The following is an 18,834-nucleotide window of genomic DNA, read 5'->3' on the forward strand; positions in this document are numbered from 1 at the left end:
CGCCACATTCCGTCAGGCGTGCTGGGGTCGCGCACCCGTTACATGTTGTGGTCGTGCGGGTCCTTGCGGACGTCGCCGACATAGAGGATGACCGTTTCCTTGCCGAGGTTCTTCCACCAGTGCGAGGTGCCGGACACCTCGGGGCGGATGTCGCCGGCCTTGTGCACGATCGGATCGACGCAGTTGGACGCGTGTTCGACGATCTCGCCTTGCTGCACGAAGATCAGGGCAGGGCGGTCGTCATGGCTGTGCCAGGGCACGATGCCGCCGGGCTCGATGGTCAGCTTGCGGAAGCGCAGCTCGCGGCCTTCGATATGCGCCGGCTGTTTGCCGAGGTCGATGGCGCCGAGCGTGACGTCGGTGACGCCGACCGGCTTGTAGTCGACCATCTGCTGCGCGTTCGGCTTGATCTTGTCGGCCGGGCATTCGCCGGCGGAGACTGGCTGCGCCGAGAGTGTCAATACGCCGAGGATGGCAAGGCCGGGCCAGACCGCGCGCGACAAGGTGTGATGCTTGAACATCGGGACGTCTCCTGTGTTGGCCGCAACCGCAATGGTCGCCGGCTATGTCGGGACTTTCGTCGAAAGAGTGCTCGTTCTGAAATGCTCTTTCGCTCTCGCTGCGATAGACCGGCGCTATCGGGCCCGATACGCGCTCGCTATCGAACCGATTGGGGATCGGCATTTCCGCTTTCCCAGCGATTGGCGTTCGATGGCAGGGCGCCCGATTGGCGGGCGTTCACGTCAATCCGGAGGAGCATCTCATGACGACATTGTCCAAGACCTTGATTGCCACGGCTGCGTTCGCGGTCATCGCCACATCGGCCTTCTCGGAGGCCACATGGGACTTCAAGGCCGGCATGGCCTACATGTATGGCGGTCCCGGCAAGATGTCGGCGATGGCCATGGCCCCGGCGGAGAAGAACCACGAGGCCATGATGAAGAGCGCCAAGAAGGTCCCTGACAACACCGTCTTCTTCATGGACAACGGATCGCTGTATTCCACCTCGGGGCGGCTGGACCCGACCGGCAATTTCTACGTGAACTGATCGCGTGCGCATGACGGCCGCCCCTTGCGGGCGGCCGGATCGGGCACCTAATATTCGTCCCCTGAACGCTGGAGCGCAAGATGACCTCTCTCTCGCCGGCCGATGCCGAGCGGCTCAAACTCGCCTTCCAGCGCTGCCGTGACATGGATGGCACGCTGAACGAGCAGCTCCGCGCCTATGCCGACGCCAGCCGCGACGTGTTCCCGGCCTATGGCGAGGCAGTCGATCATCTGGTGACCAGGTTGAATGGAAACGGCGGCGGCGACACCGCGCCGCGTCCGGGCGAGGCGATGCCGCCGTTCATGTTGCCGGACGAAAGCGGGCGTCTCGTCGCGCTGTCCTCGCTGCTGGAGAGCGGCCCGGTCGCCGTGATGTTCTTCCGCGGCCATTGGTGCCCCTATTGCCGGCTCAATGTTCGCGCGGTGGTCCAGGCGCTTGATCGCATCGAGTCCATGGGTGCGCGAATCGTCGCGGTCATGCCGGAGACGCAGGAATATACCCAGCAGCTCAAAGCGGAAGCTGATGCGCCATTTCCGATCCTGACCGACCTCGACAACGGCTATGCGCTGTCGCTCAATCTCGCGATCTGGCTAGGTGCCGAGATCCAGAGCCTGTTGTCCTACCAGGACATGGCGAAATTCCACGGCAATGATGGCTGGATGCTGCCGATCCCGGCCGTGTTCGTCGTCGGCCGCGACGGTCTGGTGAAAGCCCGCTTCGTCGATCCGGACTTCCGCAAGCGAATGGAGGTCGATGATCTGCTTGAAGCGTTGGAAGGCGCGAGCAGGGAAGCCTAAAAGGGTCAGCAGCGAGCGTCGCTGCTAACCCGCAATCTCCCGCCAATCCGCACCGCGCAGCATGCGCATCACGGCATTGGCCACCGCCGTACGCTGCCGGCCGGCCACCCCGTAGAGGCTGACGGTGCGACGGGCGTCCAGCCCGGCGACCGCAGCGCGCGTCAGCGTCTCCGGAACGGGCGAGGTGTGCGGCACCATGGCGACGCCGATGTCGGCCTCGACCAGCTCGATCAGGTCGCGCTCGTTCGAGATTTCGTGACCCTGTTCGACCGCGATGCCGTGCTCGCGCAGGCTCGCCGAGATACGGACGGAATGCTCGCAAAACGTCCGGCTCAGCAGCTGCTCCGCGCGCAAATCGTCCAGTTCGATGCTGCTGCGGCCTGCGAGCCGGTGTCCGTCGCTGACCACGAGCTCGAAGCTCTCGGTGAACAGCGGCCAGACATCGAGCCGCTCCCAGGCCTCGTCGATGTCGGCGGCAATCCCGAGCTCGGCCTCGCCCTTCTTCAGCAAGTCGGCCACTTCACGACTCGAGCCGCGCAGGAAGCGGAATTCGAGCCGGTTGAACTGCCGTTTGATCTGGTTGAGATGCGGGATGAGGAGCGAAAGATCGATCGAATGCGTCAGCGCGACGCGAAGCGCGCCGATCTCGCCGCTGCGGAAAGAGGAGGCCAGCGAGCGTGCGCCGGTGGCCGCATCAAAACACTGCTTCAGCAGCGGATGCATGCGCTGGCCGAGCTCGGTCAATTGTGCCGCAGGCCGTTCGCGGCGAAACAGATCGCCGCCGAGTTCGGCCTCGAGCTGCTTGATCGCGCGCGTCAGCGAAGGCTGCGTCACGTTGCAGTCCTCGGCGGCACGCGTGAAGTTCAAGAGCTGCGCCACCGCGAGGAAATAGCGGACCTGATGCATTTCCATTGGATCGGCTCTCCAGCAAGACCAGGCGGAGGCTAGCCGATCGGGGCGGGGAATGACATCCCGGCCGCAATAGCGCCCGGGCATGGTTTCGGAAGCTAACGGGCATTTCCGTCAAACCGGGCGATGCTTCACAGTCGGCTCAACACCAGTCGTCGGAGGATTTGCCAGTGAATATGTCCGTCAAGCCGCAGACGTCCGCCGCCCGGGCGCTCGCGGGCAAGGTTGCGCTGGTCACGGGGTCAACCAGTGGCATCGGCCTCGGTATCGCGCGGGCACTTGCCGCGGCCGGCGCCGACATCGTGCTGAACGGCCTTGGTGTGGCGGCCGAGCTCGATCGGACGCGCGAGCAGATCGCGGCCGAGTTCGGCGTCAAGGCAAGTTTTTCGCCGGCCGACATGACCAGGCCGAATTCGATCGCCGAGATGATCGCGGCGACGGTCGCGCAGGCTGGCCGGCTGGATATCCTGATCAACAATGCCGGCATCCAGCACGTTGCGCCGCTGGAGCAGTTTCCGGTCGAGAAATGGGACCAGATCCTCGCGATCAATCTGTCGTCGGCCTTCCACACCACGCGGCTCGCGCTGCCCGCAATGCGACAGAACGGGTTCGGGCGGATCATCAACATCGCCTCCGCGCACGGCCTGGTCGGCTCACCGTTCAAGGCGGCCTATGTCGCGGCCAAGCACGGCATCGTCGGGCTCACCAAGGTGACTGCGCTGGAGACGGCAGAAGAGGGCATCACCTGCAACGCGATCTGTCCCGGGTATGTCTATACGCCGCTGGTCGAGGCGCAGATCGACGGACAGGCCAAGGCGCACGGGATCTCGCGCGACCAGGTGATCCGCGACGTGCTGCTGGCGCAACAGCCGAACAAGCGCTTCTCGACCGTCGAGGAGCTCGGTGCGCTCAGCGTATTCCTGTCGACCGACGCGGCGGCCACGATCACCGGGATTGCGTTGCCCGTCGACGGAGGCTGGACCGCGCATTGAAGGCGAGCGCGTAACAAAACATCGCGAGGAACGAACATGGCAAGGATACGGGCTCTCAGGGAGCAGGATATGAACGGCGTAAAGCCCGATACCAGCGTGTCGAAGGATCTGCCCGGCCAGGTGGTGCTGGTGCTTCAGGGCGGCGGTGCGCTCGGGTCCTATCAGGCCGGGGTGTACCAGGCGCTGCACGAGGCCGGCATCGAGCCGGACTGGATCATCGGCACCTCGATCGGCGCCATCAATGCCTGCCTCATTGCGGGCAACGCGCCCGACCAGCGGCTGCAGCGCCTGAAGGAGTTCTGGAAACGAATGGAGCAGAATCCGGTCTGGAATCTGCGCACCGCGTTTCCCGACTTCAACGAAAAGCTCGCCTATTGGTCGACCGTGACCCACGGCATTCCCGGCTTCTTCCGTCCCAATCCATTGGCGCATGCGGGCGATTCCTATCCCCTCGGAGCCGATCACGCCGGCTTCTATTCGACGGCCCCGCTGGAGCGGACGCTGCTCGAGCTCGTCGATTTCGGCCGGATCAATCGCTGTGCGCCACGGTTGACGGTCGGCGCCGCTCACGTCCGCAACAGCCAGATGCGCTATTTCGACAGCCGCGACGGTGAGCTGACGGTGAAGCATGTCATGGCGTCAGGCGCGCTGCCGCCGGCGTTTCCGGCCGTGCGGATCGATGGCGAGCTCTATTGGGACGGCGGTATTTTGTCGAACACGCCGACCGAGGCGGTCTTTGATGATAATCCGCGTAAAAATTCGCTGATCTTCGCCGTGCATTTGTGGAATCCCGTCGGCGCCGAGCCAACCACGATGGCGGAGGTCTTGAACCGGCACAAGGACGTGCAGTATTCCAGCCGCATCGCGAGCCAGATCACGCGCCAGCAGCAAGCCCATCGCCTGCGCCATGTCATCAACCAGCTCGCCGCGCGACTGCCCGAGAGCGAGCGCAGCGATCCGGCGGTTCGTGAATTGGCGAGCTATGGTTGCCCGACACGCATGCATGTCGTGCGCCTGCTTGCGCCGCAGCTCGATCGCGAGAACCACACCAAGGATATCGACTTCAGTCCGTCCGGCATCATGCGGCGCTGGGATGCCGGCTATTCGCACACAAAGTCCGTGTTGGAGCGAAGGCCCTGGGTTGGCGAGTTCGATCCGCTTGCGGGCGTGGTGCTGCACGAACATATGGACGTCATGCCGATTGCGGCGGAGTGAGGGCTTCGTCCGTCATTGTTTCTCGCAGTGACGATTTCACGGGAAGGCCGTCCGGGTTATTGTCGCCCGCTGTCTTCGTCGCGAGGCCTTGCAATTGGTCGCTGAGAGAGATCTGGAATCTGCCCTCGATCAGGTTCGTGCTGATATGGCGGGACCGGTTGCTGGTGTGTTCGGCCCTGACACGATGACCTGGCAGATCGACCGCGAGGCCGTGATCTTTCTCGGCGCCGGTCGTGCGCTGTTGCTGCAGCTGGCGCATCCCTGGGTCGCTGCTGCCATCGCCGAGCATTCGAAAACCTTGGCCGATCCGATCGGACGATTTCATCGCACCTTCGACATCGTCTTTGCCATGGTGTTCGGCTCGCTCGACCGCGCGCTGTTGTCGTCGCGGCAACTGCACCGGCGCCACAGCATGATCGTCGGCGAGATGCCGGAGACCGTCGGTCCGTTCGCGGCAGGCTCGCGCTACTGTGCCAACGACATCCCGTCGCTGCGCTGGGTTCATGCCACGCTGGTCGAGACCGCGCTGATGTCGCATGATCTGGTTTTGCCGCCGCTTTCGGCGGAGGAACGCGAACGCTACTGGGCCGAGAGTCGGTTGTTCGGTGCCCTGTTCGGGTTGACGGCACACGATCTGCCCGCGGACTGGTCAGGCTTTGCGGCCTACACCGCGGCAATGACGCACTCGGATACGCTGACTGTCAGTCCGGCGGCGCGCGAGATCGCCGCGCAAATCTTTGGTGGCGCGCGCCCGTGGTTGCGTCCGCCGCGCTGGTATCGCGCGCTCACGGCAAGCCTGCTGCCGGAACGCCTGGGTGTGGGATTTGGGTTCGAGCTTGATGAGCGCGAGAAGAGGTCAGCCGACAACGCGCTGCAATGGATCCGACGCGTCTACCCGAAGTTGCCGGATCGCTTGCGCTATGTCGGTCCCTACCAGGAAGCGCAGGCGAGGCTGCGCGGCGAGCTGCAGCCGGACTGGATGACGCGGTGCCTTAACCGTGCCTGGATCGGACGGTCGCAGATGGATCAGCGCCGGAAGGGGTGAAGTCCTCCGCCGTTGCCACAAACCACCGTCATTGCGAGGAGCCCTTGCGACGAAGCAATCCAGGCTGCTGCCACGGAAACAGTCTGGATTGCTTCGCTACGCTCGCAAGGACGGAGCGCGAAGGACACGCCGTCGCCGCGCGCTCACACCGCCGCCAGCTTCCGGTACAGCGCGTTGTAGCTGCCGGCCGGGATGCTCCAGGAGAACGACCGTCCCATCGCACTGCGACGCATGGTGTCGAGCTGGTCCTGTGCCACGAAGGCGGAGAACGCCCGGCGGACGCCGCCGAGGAAGGACTCGTGCGAGGGTTTTGAGAACAGGAAGCCGGTTTCGCCGTCGGTAATGGTCTCGGCGAGGCCGCCGGTCTGGTGGCCGATCGGCAGCGAGCCGAAGCGCTGGGCGTACATCTGGCTGAGCCCGCAGGGCTCGAAGCGTGACGGCATCAATGTGAAATCGCTGCCGGCGAAGATGCGGCGCGCCTGGGCCTCGTTGAAGCCGATCACGACCCCGATCGCGTCAGGGCGCCGGCGATGCGCGTCGATCAGCGCCTGCTCGAGCGCCGGCTCCCCGGAGCCGGTGACCACGATCTGCCCGCCGGCATCGACGATCTCGTCGGCCGCCGCCAGCACGAGATCGATGCCCTTCTGGTGCACCAGCCGGGCGACGATGCCGAACATCGGGCCGCGCGACACCGCAAGCCCGAACTGCTTGCGCACATAGTCCGCATTGGCCTTCTTGCCTATCCAGTCGCCGGCGCCGAACTGCTGGGCAAGCTGGGCGCAGGAACGCGGGTCCCAGCTCTCGTCGATGCCGTTGAGGATGCCGGTGAGCTCGGCCGCGTCGGAGCGGACTCGAAGCAGGCCTTCGAGACCGCAGCCGAATTCATCCGTGGTGATCTCCCGCGCATAGGTGCCGCTGACTGTCGTGAGATGCGAGGCGTAGACCAGCCCGGCCTTGAGGAAGGAGAGCTGGTCGTAGAACTCGACGCCGTCGATATGGAAGGAGCTCTCCGGTGCGCCGATCCGCCGCAGCGAGTCCTTCGGGAAGAGGCCCTGATAGGCGAGGTTATGAATGGTCAGGATCGACGGCAGCTTGGAGCCGCGCCAAGCGAGGTAGGCCGGCACGAGCGAAGCCTGCCAGTCATTGGCATGGATCAGGTCTGCTGCCCAATCCTTGTCCAGCGTGCCCATCGCGAGCTCAGCGGCGGCCGAGGCAAAGCGAGCGAAACGGATGTCGTTGTCGGGCCAGTCGCGCCCGGACTCGTCGCCATAGGGGTTGCCGGGCCGGTCGTAGAGTTGCGAACACAACAACACATAGACCGGCAGACCGTCCTTGGTCGCGGCGCGGCCGAGCGAGCAGGCCGGCATCTCCGCGAACGCCGGACAGCGGCCAACGATCTGAATATGCGTGAGTTGTTCGATGATGTCGCGATAGCCAGGCAACATGACCCGGATGTCGGCGAAAGGACGGAGGGCTCGGGGGAGTGCAGCGGAAACGGCTCCAAGTCCGCCGACGCGGACAAAGTCGTCCATTTCTGTCGTAACGAACAAGACCCTCAAGAACTGCTGCCCTCTGCCGGAGCCCGATTGCTGCTATGCAAGAACGGGTCCAGTTGCCCCGGAATTCCCAAAGCCGCCCGCGAGACGTGTCTGTTCGCTAAAGACTTTCCTACTCAGCCGCCGCCCTCTAGGGTCGGCGCACCAACAACAGAGAACTTCGATAAGTTCCTAAGTGACTCAAGGACGCAAGCAGGCATGCAGCTATCAGATAAGCATGAGGGGACCACGACAAAGGCCTTCGCCGGCCTCCGTGTCCTGGATTTTTCGACCACCATCGCCGGTCCCCATTGTGCGCGGATGCTGGCCGACATGGGCGCCGAGGTCATCAAGATCGAGACCGACGGCGGCGAGACGATGCGGACCCGGCCGCCGCTGCGCAAGGGCTGCAGCACCGTGTTCGGCCAGCTCAACGTCGGCAAGAAGAGCGTCGTGCTCGACCTCAAGTCCGAGGACGGCAAGGAGGCGGTCCGCCGGCTGGCCGCGACTGCTGACATCCTGGTCGAGAACTTTCGCCCCGGCGTGATGCATCGGCTGCGGCTCGACTATGACAGAATACGCACCGTCAATCCGAAGCTGATCTACTGCTCGATCTCCGGCTACGGCCAGAGCGGCCCGTCGGCCGAGCTGCCGGCCTATGCGCCGGTGATCCATGCAGCCTCCGGTTACGACATGGCGCATCTCGCCTACCAGCCCGGCCGCAGCCGCCCGGATTATTGCGGCATCTACCATGCCGACGTCGTCACCGGCACCTACGGGTTTGGCGCGATCGCGTCGGCGCTCTACCAGCGCACCTTGACTGGGCTCGGCCAGCACATCGACGTTTCCATGCTGGAATCGATGCTGACGCTGACGCTGACGGAGTTGCAGAGTTCGCAATTCGCGGTGAAGCCGCCGCCGCGCCCGATGTTCGGGCCGACCGAGACGGCCAATGGCTATGTCATGATCACGGTCGCGAGCGAGAAGACGTTTCAGGGACTGATGGGCGTGATCGGCCGCCCCGACTGGATTTCCGATCCGCGCTTCGCCGCCTACGCGGCGCGCCGCGATCATTGGGCCGACTTGATGGACGGTGTCGAGGCCTGGTCGCGGCAGCTCTCGACCGATGTCTGTCTTGTCGCGCTAGGTGCGGCCGGCGTGCCGGCCTCGGCCTACCGCACTGTGTCCGAAGCACTGGCCGATCCGCAGCTCGCGCACCGTGAGGCGCTCTCGTCTGTGGAGGATGAAGGCGGTTCGTTCCAGGTGCTCAATCTGCCGTTCCGGATGACCGGTGCCGATACGACACCGGGCAAGACGATGGCCGTTCTTGGCGAGCACACCGACGGGCTGCGCGCGGAGATCGGGCTCACCGACGGTGGACCAATTCCGTCAGGCAAAACAGCCGCGCAAGGCTGACGAAGTCTGACGGACAGCTTCGTGCAGCGAGCAATGCGGCTTTCCGCGTGGCCGGCTTGCCATGATCCACCAGCCCACACTAGACAGGTCGAGTTTGTCTCGTCCTGCCGCCCATGCCATGGTGGCGGCGACAAGAAAAGTATCCGGGAGGACACCGATGAAAAGTTTCAAGGTCGCCGACTTCAAGGCGCCGCTGCAGGAGTTCGACGAGGCGACGCCGCAGCCGTCCGGCACGCAGGTGCTGATCAAGGTAAAGGCCGCCGGCGTCTGCCATAGCGACCTTCACATCTGGGAAGGCGGCTACGATCTCGGCCACGGCCGCAAGCCGCTCTCGCTGAAGGACCGCGGCATCAATTTGCCGCTGACCATGGGGCACGAGACGGTCGGCGAGGTCCTCGCCTTCGGCCCGAACGTGAAGTCGTCGGACCAGGGCGACGTGAAGATCGGCGATGTCGGGCTGGTCTATCCCTGGATCGGTTGCGGCAAATGCGCGACCTGTCTCGCCGGCGATGAGAACATGTGCCTGACGCCGCGCTCGCTCGGCGTCTACTGCGACGGTGGCTATTCCGACCACATGCTGGTGCCGCATCCGCGCTATTTGCTCAATCTGAGAGGCCTCGATCCCGCGTCGGCCGCACCCTACGCCTGCTCGGGCGTCACGACCTATAGCGCGCTGAAGAAGCTCGAGCAGCACTTCGACACGCCGATCGTGATGTTCGGTGCCGGCGGACTTGGCCTGATGGCACTGTCGCTGCTGAAGGCGATGGGCGGCAAGGGCGCGATCATGGTCGACATCGACGCGAAGAAGCGCGAAGGCGCGGAGCAAGCCGGCGCGCTCGCGACCGTCGATCCCAAGACGCCCGACGCGCTGGAGCAGCTTGCCAAGAAAGCCGGTGGTCCCATCCGCGCCGTGCTCGATCTCGTCGGCAACGCCGCCACCACCCAACTCGGCTTCGACTGCCTGACGAAGGGCGGCAAGCTCGTGCTCGTCGGCCTGTTCGGCGGCGGCGCGACCTGGGCGCTGCCGCTGATTCCGATCAAGGCGGTGACGATCCAGGGCAGCTATGTCGGCAATTTGCGCGAGACGCAGGAGTTGCTCGACCTCGTGCGAGCGAAGAACATAGCGCCGATCCCCGTGACGCGGCAGCCGCTCGCCAAGGCCAACGACGCGCTGGTGCAGCTGCAGCAGGGCGCGGTGGTTGGCCGCACGGTGCTGACGCCGTAGCCTCGGTCTATCCTCCGTCATTGCGAGCGCAGCGAAGCAGTCCAGAATCCCTCCGCGGAACAGTCTGGATTGCTTCGTCGCAAGAGCTCCTCGCAATGACGAGTCTCTCTCTCCTTCATTCGGAAGCCCCATGTCCGCAAATAACGCCTTCCACATTGCCGTGCTCGCCGGTGACGGCATCGGTCCCGAAGTCATGGCGCCGGCCATCGAAGTCCTGCGCAAGATCGAGACGAAATCCGGCCTGAGCTTCCGCTTCACCGAGGCGCCGGCGGGCGCCAATCATTATCTCGCCACCGGCAAGTCGATGCCCGATACCACCATCAAGCTGTGCGAGGAGGCGGACGCGATCCTGCTCGGCGCCTGCGGTCTGCCGTCGGTGCGCTACCCTGACAACACCGAGATCGCGCCGCAGATCGAGCTGCGTTTCATCTTCGATCTCTATGCCGGTGTGCGCCCGGCGCGGCTCATTCCGGGCGTACCGAGCCCGATAGTCGGCGCCGACCAGCGCGGCATCGATCTCGTCGTGATCAGGGAGTCTACCGAAGGCCTGTTCGCCTCGATGGGCAAGGGCGTCGTCACCCATGAGGAGGCGCGCGAGACCATGGTGATCACGCGCAAGACGTCCGAGCGCCTGTTCGAGTTCTCGTTTCGCCTCGCCGAACGGCGCAAGGCGCGCGGCAAGCCCGGCGCGCTCGCCTGCGTCGACAAGGCGAACGTGTTCAAGGCCTTTGCGTTCTTCCGCGGCATCTTCGACGACATCGCCAAGCGTCATCCGGAGGTGAAGACCGACCGGCTCTATGTCGATGCCTGCTCGGCGATGCTGGTGAAGCGTCCCTGGGATTTCGACGTGATGGTGATGGAGAACATGTTCGGCGACATCGTCTCCGACATCACCGCGAGCCTGATCGGCGGCCTCGGCATGGCGCCGTCGGCAGACATCGGCGACAAATACGCCGTGTTCCAGCCGTGCCACGGCACCGCGCCCGACATCATGGGGCAGGGCAAGGCCAATCCCACCGGGATGATCCTGTCGGCCGCGATGATGCTGGACTGGCTCGCCGACAAGCACGGCGTCGAGGGCGCGGCTGAGGCCGGCGAACAAATTGAGCGCGCCGTGGACAAGGTCTATGCCGGCGGCCTGAAGCCGATGGAATTCGGCGGCAGCAACGGCACCGCCGACATCACGAAGGCGGTGCTCGCGGCTTTGTAGGAAGAGAGGCCTCGCGGCCCCTTGTAGTTCACCAGCGACGCCAGTGGCGATGGCCCCAGCCCCACGGACGGCCGCCGTAGAAGCGTCGCGGGCCGCCGTAAAAGCCGTAGGCGCCATAATAGTTCGGACGCCAGAAGCAGCGACCCCAGGGGTTGCAGACCCAGCGCACCTGATCGACGTCGGCTGCCGGGCCGCTCGCGATACGGTCGGCCTGCGGAATGCCGTTCGGCATCGCTGCGAGCGCCTGTCCTGATGCGAGCGTTGCGCCGCCCAGGGCAGCCAGACCAACAACAGCAAATTTGAGTTTCATCGCAATCTCCCTCGTTTGATGGCGAGAGAACTTCCAGCAAATCAGCTGGTTGCTATGGTGTTGCAGCGGCGTGGGAATTTAATCTTCGTGAATGCATGTTCACGTTGGCGGCCGTCATCGCGAAGAGCCAAAGCGACGAAGCAGGCAGAGGCACTCTGGATTGTTTTTCATTTTGCTCGCTGATAACGGAATCACCGTCCCTGGAACTGCGGCTTGCGCTTCTCCATGAAGGCCTGCCGGCCCTCGCGAAAATCCGCGCTGTCCATGCAGGCCGTGCCGGCCGCCTTGATCGCGTCCATGTCGCGCCCGCTTTCGTCCTTCAACACTTGCGCGATGGTGAGCTTGGCAGCCTTGATCGCGAGCGGCGCATTTTGCGAGATCGTCTCGGCGATGGCCATGGTCTCGCCCCAGAGCTGATCCTCCGGAACCACGCGCTCGACCAACCCGATGCGCAGCGCTTCCGACGCATCGATGCGCATGCCCGTATACATCAGGAGTCGGGCCCAGGACGGGCCAACCAACGACACCAAGTGCTTCAATCCATCATAGCCATAGGCGATGCCGAGCTTCGCCGCGGGAATGCCGAACTGGCTGCCATGGGAGGCAATGCGGATGTCCGCGAGCATCGCCACTTGCATGCCGCCGCCGAGACAAAAGCCCTGGATGCAGGCAATGGTCGGCTTGGGATAATCGGCGAGCAGCGCGCGCTGGGCGGCGCTGCGTTTGCCATATTCCTCGGAAGCGGCGGCGTTATGGCGTGCCTTCTCGAACTGGCTGATGTCGGCGCCCGACACGAACGCCTTGCCGCCGCCGCCGCGCAGGATCACGACGCGCACGGCAGCGTCATCGCGTAAGGTTGTCAGCGCCTCGCCAAATCCCTCCCACATCTCCAGCGACATCGCATTGCGCTTGTCGGGATTGTTGAAGGTGATCACGCCGACGCCACCGGCTATGTGCTTGAGGATCTTGCCGTCGGCGTAAGGAGTTTCGGTCGTGCTGGACATGTCGGACATCGCGCTCGCTTTCGTTGGCGAAGCGCAATGTTCGGCCGGGGCGAGGCCAGGGTCAACCGCGGCAACGGACGTGGCTGTGCAGCCGCCTGTGCCGCGATTGCATGGCGCGATCTATCTCGTCATATGCGCGGTCAGCGGATGGCTGCCGGCATTGCTGAAGAAGGCCGCCTCTTCGGCGGTCGCCTCCAGCAGCTGCTCGTCCTGGTTATAGACGTCGTTGCGGAACTGGACGGTCTGGTCCTTGGTCATCCACGCCGTGAGATAGATCCAGGCCACCGGCACTTTCTTCACCATGGCGATTTCGAGATGCTGGCCGCTGGCGATTTCCGCGTCGATCGCGGCGCGGCTCCATTTCGGCTGGTCCTTCAACAGCCACGCGGCGAGATCGCGCACATTGTCGACGCGCGAGCAGCCATGGGAATCGAAGCGGTAATCATCGCTGAACAGATTGCGCTGGTTGGTGTCGTGCATGTAGACCGAATAGGAATTCGGCATGTCGATCTTGACCGCGCCGAGCGCGTTGAACGTGCCGTTGTGCTGGCGCACGGTGAAATTCGGCGTATGCGTGCCCGACCAATCAACCGAATTCGGATCGATCGGATTGTCGTGGGCGTCGAGCACCTCCATGTGCATGCGCGACAGATAGGTAGGATCCTTGCGCATATGCGCGGAGATCTCGGTCTTGGCGATCGAGGAAGGCACCGTCCAGGTCGGATTGAGGACGACGCTGCTGATCTGGGCCGTCAGCGTCGGCGAGGGCTTTTCGGTCTTGCCGACGATCACGCGATAGCGCCTCACCACGACGTCGTTCTCGATGGCTTCGGCGAAGGCGGCGGGGATGTTGACCACGACATAGCGCTGGCCGAAGCCGAAATTCATGTTCTCGAGCCGCTGCAGCGAAGCCTCCAGCTGCCGGATGCGCGTCTGCACCGGCACGTTCATCGCCGCGATCGTGCGTGGTGTCATCGTTCCGGTCGGTGCAAGGCCGTGGCGGGCCTGGAAGCGTTTCACGGCGTCGGCGAGATCCTGGTCGAAGGCGCCGCTCGCCCTGTCGGCGGCAAGATCGCCGGAGACGATCAGCCGCTTGCGCAGGAGATCGTCATTGGCGCCCTGGGCGCCGGGCGCGAATTTGGCGTCTGCCGGGATGGCCGGCCAGCCGCCGCGCACGGCCAGATCGGAATAGCTCAGTGCCGCATCCTTGATGCGCTGGGCGGATCCTTCGTCATAGGTCGGCTCATGCGTCAGCGCGAGCGCCGCGGCCGAGCGGCTTTCTGCCGTCGAAGCGGATGCCGGCGCGGCGGTTTTCGGGGCGGCTGCGTGGGCCGGATTGGCGGCGGCCGGCACGGTGCCAGCCGTAGTCGCCGGCTTAGGCCCGGCCTGCCCAATGGTCTCGGTCTGCGCAAGCGCGGAGGCGCTCGCAAGCATGCCGACGGCAATGATCATCGCATGGCGTTTCGACATGTGTCCCATATTCCCCATGAGAGCGAGGCCCGGACGGGCGATCGCGTCGGAAATTCCGGTGGTCGTGCTGATTCGAGAAATCGGCGAGAGGCTAGCGCCTCCCGGTTGCGGCTCCCTTAAGCACGGCGCATCACGAGCCCCGCACGTCGGACGGCGGTCTCTGGATTGGGTCGCGACAGGGCCGGAATCGGTTCGCGAAAACCGCGGGCGACGGCGGGAAAAATGGTCAACAAAAAGGGGCGGTGATGCCGCCCCGAGAAGTCTGCGCGAGCGCGCGGGCCGGATAGATCTCGTCCGGGTCTCGTCCAATCCAGCCGCGTCCCCGTGACGCGGCGGATTGAACATCGGGCGGAAAGGCGCGAACGCCGATCGGCTCAGGCTTCGTTCGCCGCGATCGATTCCATCAGAGAGACGAGCTGACGCTGCACCGTCTGGTCCTTGATCTTGCTGTAGGCGCGCAGCAGGCGGAGGCTGAAGGCCGAGTCCAGGAAGAGCAGGCTCTCGACTTCGCGCGCCTTGTTGTCGCCGTCATAGAAGAAGGTCACCGGCACATCGAGGGCGGTGGCGATCTGCTGAAGCCGGGCCGCGCCGACGCGATTGACGCCCTTCTCGTACTTCTGGACCTGCTGGAAACTGACGCCGAGCTTCTCGCCGAGCTCCGCCTGCGAGACCTTCATCTCGACGCGCCGCAGACGGATTCGCTTGCCCAACTCAATGTCCGGCTTGCCGGCACTGCGCTGCTTCATTCTCTTCGCCGCTGTCTTCATCTTTTTTCTCATCGGTCTTCGGTTGAAAACCCCCCGAAGAGGTGGGTCAGGGGTTCGCCCATATACTCGTCCTTGAATTCATGCGGGTGCACGAACTCTTCCTTAAACCACGGGAAACGCGCCGGATTGAAGGCTTCGATCAGCCAGTCAATCATGTGCCGCACTCGCGGAATCCGGCCGCTACCAGCGTGGTAGGACAACCAGATATCCAGCGATCTGTTCAGCTCGACCTCCAGTGGAATCAACTTCCCGCCAAGCGCGACGGCGTAGCTCGGGAATACGCCAATTCCGGCACCATTCGCGACCGCCCAGTAATTGGCGCTTGAGACGTTGGTCTTCATGACCAGAAGGTCACGCTCCGGAACGCCGGGGAAGAAGCTCTCGAAAGTTTGCTTGGCGTCGAGCTGGTCGGCGAACTGCAGCACCAGGCGGTGCTTGATCAACTCCATCGCCGAACGCGGCGCGCCATGTTTTGAAATGTATTTCTCGGAGGCCCAGAACATCAGATGCATGCGGCCGAGGCGCACCAGCTTGACGTCGAGCGCGGAGGGCCGCGACAGGTGAATGGCGACATCGGCCTCATGGCGAGAGACGTCGGCCGAGCGCATCGCGCAGTGCAGGTCGACCAGGATCTTCGGAAAGGCCTGCTGGAATTCGACCAGTCGCGGGGCGAGCCAGAATGTGCCCAGTCCCTCGGTGACGGCGACGCGGACCTCGCCGGACAGGGCGTTCGCCGTCGAATCGCTGGTGCGCAGCACGTCGAACGCGGCCGCCTCCATTTGCTCGACGGCGGAGACCACCAGCGCGCCTTCGTCGGTCAGATGAGTGCCGTGGACGTCGCGGGTGAACAGGGTGGTGCCGGTCTGGCGTTCGAAATCATCGATCCGGCGGCGGACGGCATTGATCGACAGCGACAGGCGCTCGGCCGCCGAACGGAAACTTCCGCATCGGACGACTTCCAGGAAAATGCGCGCCGCATCCCAGTCCGACAGGCCGCTGATGTTTGTCTTTGGGCGTTCCTGCAGTGGAACGCCCCTTTCCGCCAAGGAGTGCATACAAGTCCCTTCGGGTCGCTAAACTGGCAGAATCTGGCGCAAACCACAACCACTGCGGGTTGGGGAACGACGAGTTTTGAACGTCATCCTTACTACGCCGCAGGTGGTATTCCGGTGCTGCCAGGGCTGGGAACAAGGGCTGGGAATCGGGCAAACCATCGCCCGTATGAGGGGTGTGGCGTGAGTTCCGTTGTGAGCCGTGACATGGCTGCGGGATCGTCGGCGCTGTCCGCGATGAACGTCCATGGGCGAGACCCGGCGCCGCGTTCCGCGATGGATCAATTGCAGCACGCCAGGCGTTTTACGACTGAGCGTTTCGACGACGGTCGGCGGGGCGACGCGATACGCGCGGGAACCGCGGTTTCAAGGCAGAAACACACTGAAATCCTGTTCGGGGGCGCAGCGGCCTCGTGTTATCCTCAACGCTCCATGGGGGCCAAAAGGGTCGTCACAACCACGTCTCACAGGCCGAATTAGCGGAAAGAACGCCGTGTCGCATTCAGACGAACAGTTGCAGTCGGTGCTGGAAACGCTCGAAGAGTGCCGCAGGGTGCTCAACGAGAGCAACAGCCGCGAGTCGGCCGAGCTGCTGTCCATTGTCATCCTGGACGTGCGGATGAAACTCAAAGGAATTGACAGTGCCGATCTCAAGGCACTGTGCGACGAAATGCTGCGGACGGCCACGAACGAACCGCAGCCCCCCTCCAAGCAGACGCAGGACCAGCCCCGGCGTCCGCTGCTCCGCGTGGTGAAGTAGCCGCGCCGCCGAGTTTCGCTTTTTGGCGAGATTTGTGCGTGTCCCGATGCCGCATCTGTGATCACAGACGGCATCGGGAGGAGCCCTGGTTTTGTGCGCCTCTGTTGCGCATTCGCTGGCATCGGCTACACCAGAGCCGGTTCGGCTCCGGGCCGCGCGCATTCCCCGCGCGCCGCACCGGGGCCTGAGATGGCTCCGACTGCATCATGCAAAACGTTTCGATCCCGGCGGCGCTGATTGCCGGCCTCGTCAGCTTCCTCTCCCCTTGCGTCCTGCCGCTGGTTCCGCCCTACCTGATCTATCTGACGGGCGCGACGATCGAGCATGTCGAAAGCAACGAGCCCGCTTCGACCTCCAAGCGCGCCATCATGATGTCGGCGCTCCTGTTCGTGCTCGGCTTCTCCACGGTGTTCGTGGCGCTCGGCGCCAGCGCCTCTCTGATCGGCGGACTGATCCGCGCCTGGTCGGCCGAACTCTCGATCCTCGCCGGCATCGTTATCATCGTCATGGGCCTGCACTTCCTCGGCCTGACGCGCATCGGCCTGTTGATGCGCGAGGGACGCTTGACCGCGCCCAAGCCCGTTGGCCTCTGGGGCGCTTATGTGATGGGGCTGGCCTTTGCCTTTGGCTGGACGCCCTGCATCGGCCCGATCCTCGCCGCGATCCTCTCGGTCGCCGCGGCCGAAGCCACGGTGACGAAGGGTGCCGGCCTGCTCGCGGTCTATTCGGCCGGCCTCGGCATTCCCTTCCTGATCGCGGCCCTGATGATCGAGCAATTTTCCACCCTGTTCGCGCGCATGAAGGGCCATCTCGTCAATGTCGAGCGCGCCATGGGCGTCCTGATGGTGATTACCGGCATTGGATTCCTCACCGGCGCGGTCTCGAACGTGAGCATCTGGCTGCTGGAGACGTTTCCGGCGTTGCAGACGATCGGCTAGGCCTCCGCCGCAAAGCGCGCCAGCGCCTCGCGGTCGATCTCGATGCCGAGGCCAGGCCCCTCGGGCACCCGCACGACGCCTCTCTCATGCTCGATCGGTTCCTTCAAAATCGCCTGCCGGATCGGATGTTCGGTGCGGTCGAATTCAAGCATCGGCTCGAGCGAGGACAGCGAAGTCGGCGTGTGCGACGGCAGCACGGCGAGGAGCTGAAGCGAGGCCGCGATCGCGATGCCGGTGCCCCAGACATGCGGATTGTAGCGGATGCCGAACGCCTCGCTCATGTCGGCGATCTTCTTGCATTCACTCAAACCACCTGCCGCGCAGCTGTCGGGCTGGGCGATGTCAAGTGCGTGCGAGACGAACAGCTCGCGAAAGCCGAAGCGCGTGAATTCGCACTCGCCGCCGGCGACCGGAATCGTGAGCGCGGATTTCACCGCGCGATAGCCCGCGACATCCTCCGGCGGCACCGGCTCCTCGAACCATCCGATGTCATGGCGCTCGATCAGGCGGCCGAGCCGGATCGCCGCGACCGCGTCATAGGCGTGGTTCGCATCGACCATCAGCGCGACATCGGCGCCGATCGCCTCGCGCACCGCGCGGGTGACTGCGGCATCCTCGGCGATGCCGAAACCGACCTTCAGCTTCACGGCGCGGAATCCTTCGGCGGCATAACCGGCCGCTTCCTCCGGCAGATAGGTCAGCGGATCGCCTGACTTGCGCCGGTAGAGACCGGTCGCATAGGCCACAACCTGCTTGCGCGCGGCACCGCCGAGAAGCTGATGCACGGGTACGCCAAAATGCTTGCCCTTGATGTCCCATAACGCGATGTCGATGCCGCTCATCCCCTGGATCACGACGCCCTTCTGGCCATGATCGCGCAAGCGCGCATAGACCATCTGCCACAGCACGTCGGTGCGCAACGGATCTTCGCCGATCAGCCATGGCTCGATGCTGCGAACCACCGCCGCCGTCATTCGTGCCGGGCCGTAGCATTCACCCCAGCCGACAAGGCCGTCGTCAGTCTCGATTTCGACCAGCATCGCGGTGCGCGTGTCGTACCAGGCGCGCGAATAGGCGAAGGGCTGCGACAGCTTTGCTTCGAGGATGTGCGTGCGAACGCTTGTGATCTTCATTGCCGGCC

General features: G+C 64.3%; 19 protein-coding genes. 10 read left to right on the top strand and 9 right to left on the bottom strand.

Features of this window, described 5'->3' with window-relative positions:
• Positions 1-38: 38 nt before the first annotated feature.
• The gene (locus AC0L30_RS00465) at positions 39-521 is read right to left on the bottom strand and encodes a cupin domain-containing protein (protein WP_007594004.1); all 483 of its coding nucleotides are present in this window, start codon (positions 519-521) and stop codon (positions 39-41) included.
• A gap of 242 nt (positions 522-763) precedes the next feature.
• Here AC0L30_RS00465 and AC0L30_RS00470 point away from each other — a divergent pair, with 242 nt between their 5' ends.
• Positions 764-1,048 carry a hypothetical protein gene (locus AC0L30_RS00470; RefSeq protein ID WP_007594003.1) on the top strand — a complete coding sequence of 95 codons (285 nt, stop codon included), beginning with the start codon at positions 764-766 and terminating at the stop codon, positions 1,046-1,048.
• 80 nt (positions 1,049-1,128) lie between these two features.
• Positions 1,129-1,845 carry a peroxiredoxin-like family protein gene (locus tag AC0L30_RS00475; RefSeq protein ID WP_473403621.1) on the top strand — a complete coding sequence of 239 codons (717 nt, stop codon included), beginning with the start codon at positions 1,129-1,131 and terminating at the stop codon, positions 1,843-1,845.
• A gap of 24 nt (positions 1,846-1,869) precedes the next feature.
• On the opposite strand, the gene AC0L30_RS00480 is transcribed toward AC0L30_RS00475, so the two are convergent.
• Positions 1,870-2,757: a LysR family transcriptional regulator gene (locus AC0L30_RS00480; protein ID WP_354163203.1), complete on the bottom strand. Its 888-nt coding sequence runs from the start codon at positions 2,755-2,757 to the stop codon at positions 1,870-1,872.
• A 173-nt stretch (positions 2,758-2,930) separates the two neighbouring features.
• On the opposite strand from AC0L30_RS00480, the gene AC0L30_RS00485 reads away from it, so the two are divergent.
• From AC0L30_RS00485 to AC0L30_RS00495, 3 genes are all read left to right on the top strand, one after another.
• A complete protein-coding gene (locus AC0L30_RS00485; protein WP_354163356.1) occupies positions 2,931-3,746 on the top strand; it encodes a 3-hydroxybutyrate dehydrogenase in 816 nt (271 codons plus the stop codon).
• 69 nt (positions 3,747-3,815) lie between these two features.
• Positions 3,816-4,961 carry a patatin-like phospholipase family protein gene (locus AC0L30_RS00490; RefSeq protein ID WP_473255068.1) on the top strand — a complete coding sequence of 382 codons (1,146 nt, stop codon included), beginning with the start codon at positions 3,816-3,818 and terminating at the stop codon, positions 4,959-4,961.
• Between the two features lie 94 nt (positions 4,962-5,055).
• Complete coding sequence (locus tag AC0L30_RS00495; protein ID WP_354127766.1) at positions 5,056-6,006, top strand: oxygenase MpaB family protein; 951 nt, start codon at positions 5,056-5,058, stop codon at positions 6,004-6,006.
• 143 nt (positions 6,007-6,149) lie between these two features.
• Here AC0L30_RS00495 and glgA read toward each other — a convergent pair whose 3' ends face one another.
• Positions 6,150-7,565, bottom strand: coding sequence for a glycogen synthase GlgA (gene glgA / locus AC0L30_RS00500; protein WP_219682748.1), 1,416 nt, complete (start codon positions 7,563-7,565; stop codon positions 6,150-6,152).
• A 195-nt stretch (positions 7,566-7,760) separates the two neighbouring features.
• Here glgA and AC0L30_RS00505 point away from each other — a divergent pair, with 195 nt between their 5' ends.
• The 3 genes from AC0L30_RS00505 (at position 7,761) to AC0L30_RS00515 (ending at position 11,392) form a co-directional block, all read left to right on the top strand.
• Complete coding sequence (locus tag AC0L30_RS00505) at positions 7,761-8,957, top strand: CaiB/BaiF CoA transferase family protein (protein WP_473255069.1); 1,197 nt, start codon at positions 7,761-7,763, stop codon at positions 8,955-8,957.
• 157 nt (positions 8,958-9,114) lie between these two features.
• Positions 9,115-10,182, top strand: a complete 1,068-nt coding sequence (locus AC0L30_RS00510; protein WP_473366247.1) for an alcohol dehydrogenase — start codon at positions 9,115-9,117, stop codon at positions 10,180-10,182.
• 130 nt (positions 10,183-10,312) lie between these two features.
• A complete protein-coding gene (locus tag AC0L30_RS00515) occupies positions 10,313-11,392 on the top strand; it encodes an isocitrate/isopropylmalate dehydrogenase family protein (protein ID WP_007593989.1) in 1,080 nt (359 codons plus the stop codon).
• Between the two features lie 28 nt (positions 11,393-11,420).
• Here AC0L30_RS00515 and AC0L30_RS00520 read toward each other — a convergent pair whose 3' ends face one another.
• From AC0L30_RS00520 to AC0L30_RS00540, 5 genes are all read right to left on the bottom strand, one after another.
• The gene (locus AC0L30_RS00520) at positions 11,421-11,702 is read right to left on the bottom strand and encodes a hypothetical protein (RefSeq protein WP_007593987.1); all 282 of its coding nucleotides are present in this window, start codon (positions 11,700-11,702) and stop codon (positions 11,421-11,423) included.
• A 191-nt stretch (positions 11,703-11,893) separates the two neighbouring features.
• The gene (locus AC0L30_RS00525; RefSeq protein ID WP_473403622.1) at positions 11,894-12,715 is read right to left on the bottom strand and encodes an enoyl-CoA hydratase; all 822 of its coding nucleotides are present in this window, start codon (positions 12,713-12,715) and stop codon (positions 11,894-11,896) included.
• Positions 12,716-12,826: 111 nt separating this feature from the next.
• On the bottom strand, positions 12,827-14,176 hold the full coding sequence (locus tag AC0L30_RS00530; RefSeq protein WP_473403623.1) for a L,D-transpeptidase family protein: 1,350 nt from the start codon (positions 14,174-14,176) through the stop codon (positions 12,827-12,829).
• 374 nt (positions 14,177-14,550) lie between these two features.
• Complete coding sequence (locus tag AC0L30_RS00535; protein ID WP_026233304.1) at positions 14,551-14,922, bottom strand: helix-turn-helix domain-containing protein; 372 nt, start codon at positions 14,920-14,922, stop codon at positions 14,551-14,553.
• A 29-nt stretch (positions 14,923-14,951) separates the two neighbouring features.
• On the bottom strand, positions 14,952-15,998 hold the full coding sequence (locus AC0L30_RS00540; RefSeq protein WP_219682743.1) for a LysR family transcriptional regulator: 1,047 nt from the start codon (positions 15,996-15,998) through the stop codon (positions 14,952-14,954).
• Positions 15,999-16,488: 490 nt separating this feature from the next.
• On the opposite strand from AC0L30_RS00540, the gene AC0L30_RS00545 reads away from it, so the two are divergent.
• On the top strand, positions 16,489-16,755 hold the full coding sequence (locus AC0L30_RS00545) for a hypothetical protein (RefSeq protein ID WP_007593979.1): 267 nt from the start codon (positions 16,489-16,491) through the stop codon (positions 16,753-16,755).
• A 206-nt stretch (positions 16,756-16,961) separates the two neighbouring features.
• Entirely contained in the window at positions 16,962-17,693 is a 732-nt protein-coding gene (locus tag AC0L30_RS00550) for a cytochrome c biogenesis CcdA family protein (RefSeq protein ID WP_007593977.1), read from the top strand.
• Here AC0L30_RS00550 and AC0L30_RS00555 read toward each other — a convergent pair.
• On the bottom strand, positions 17,690-18,826 hold the full coding sequence (locus AC0L30_RS00555) for a mandelate racemase/muconate lactonizing enzyme family protein (protein ID WP_473255070.1): 1,137 nt from the start codon (positions 18,824-18,826) through the stop codon (positions 17,690-17,692). The two genes, AC0L30_RS00550 and AC0L30_RS00555, sit on opposite strands and share 4 nt — an antisense overlap.
• Positions 18,827-18,834: the final 8 nt, after the last annotated feature.

This window comes from Bradyrhizobium sp. MI1.11, assembly GCF_055811255.1.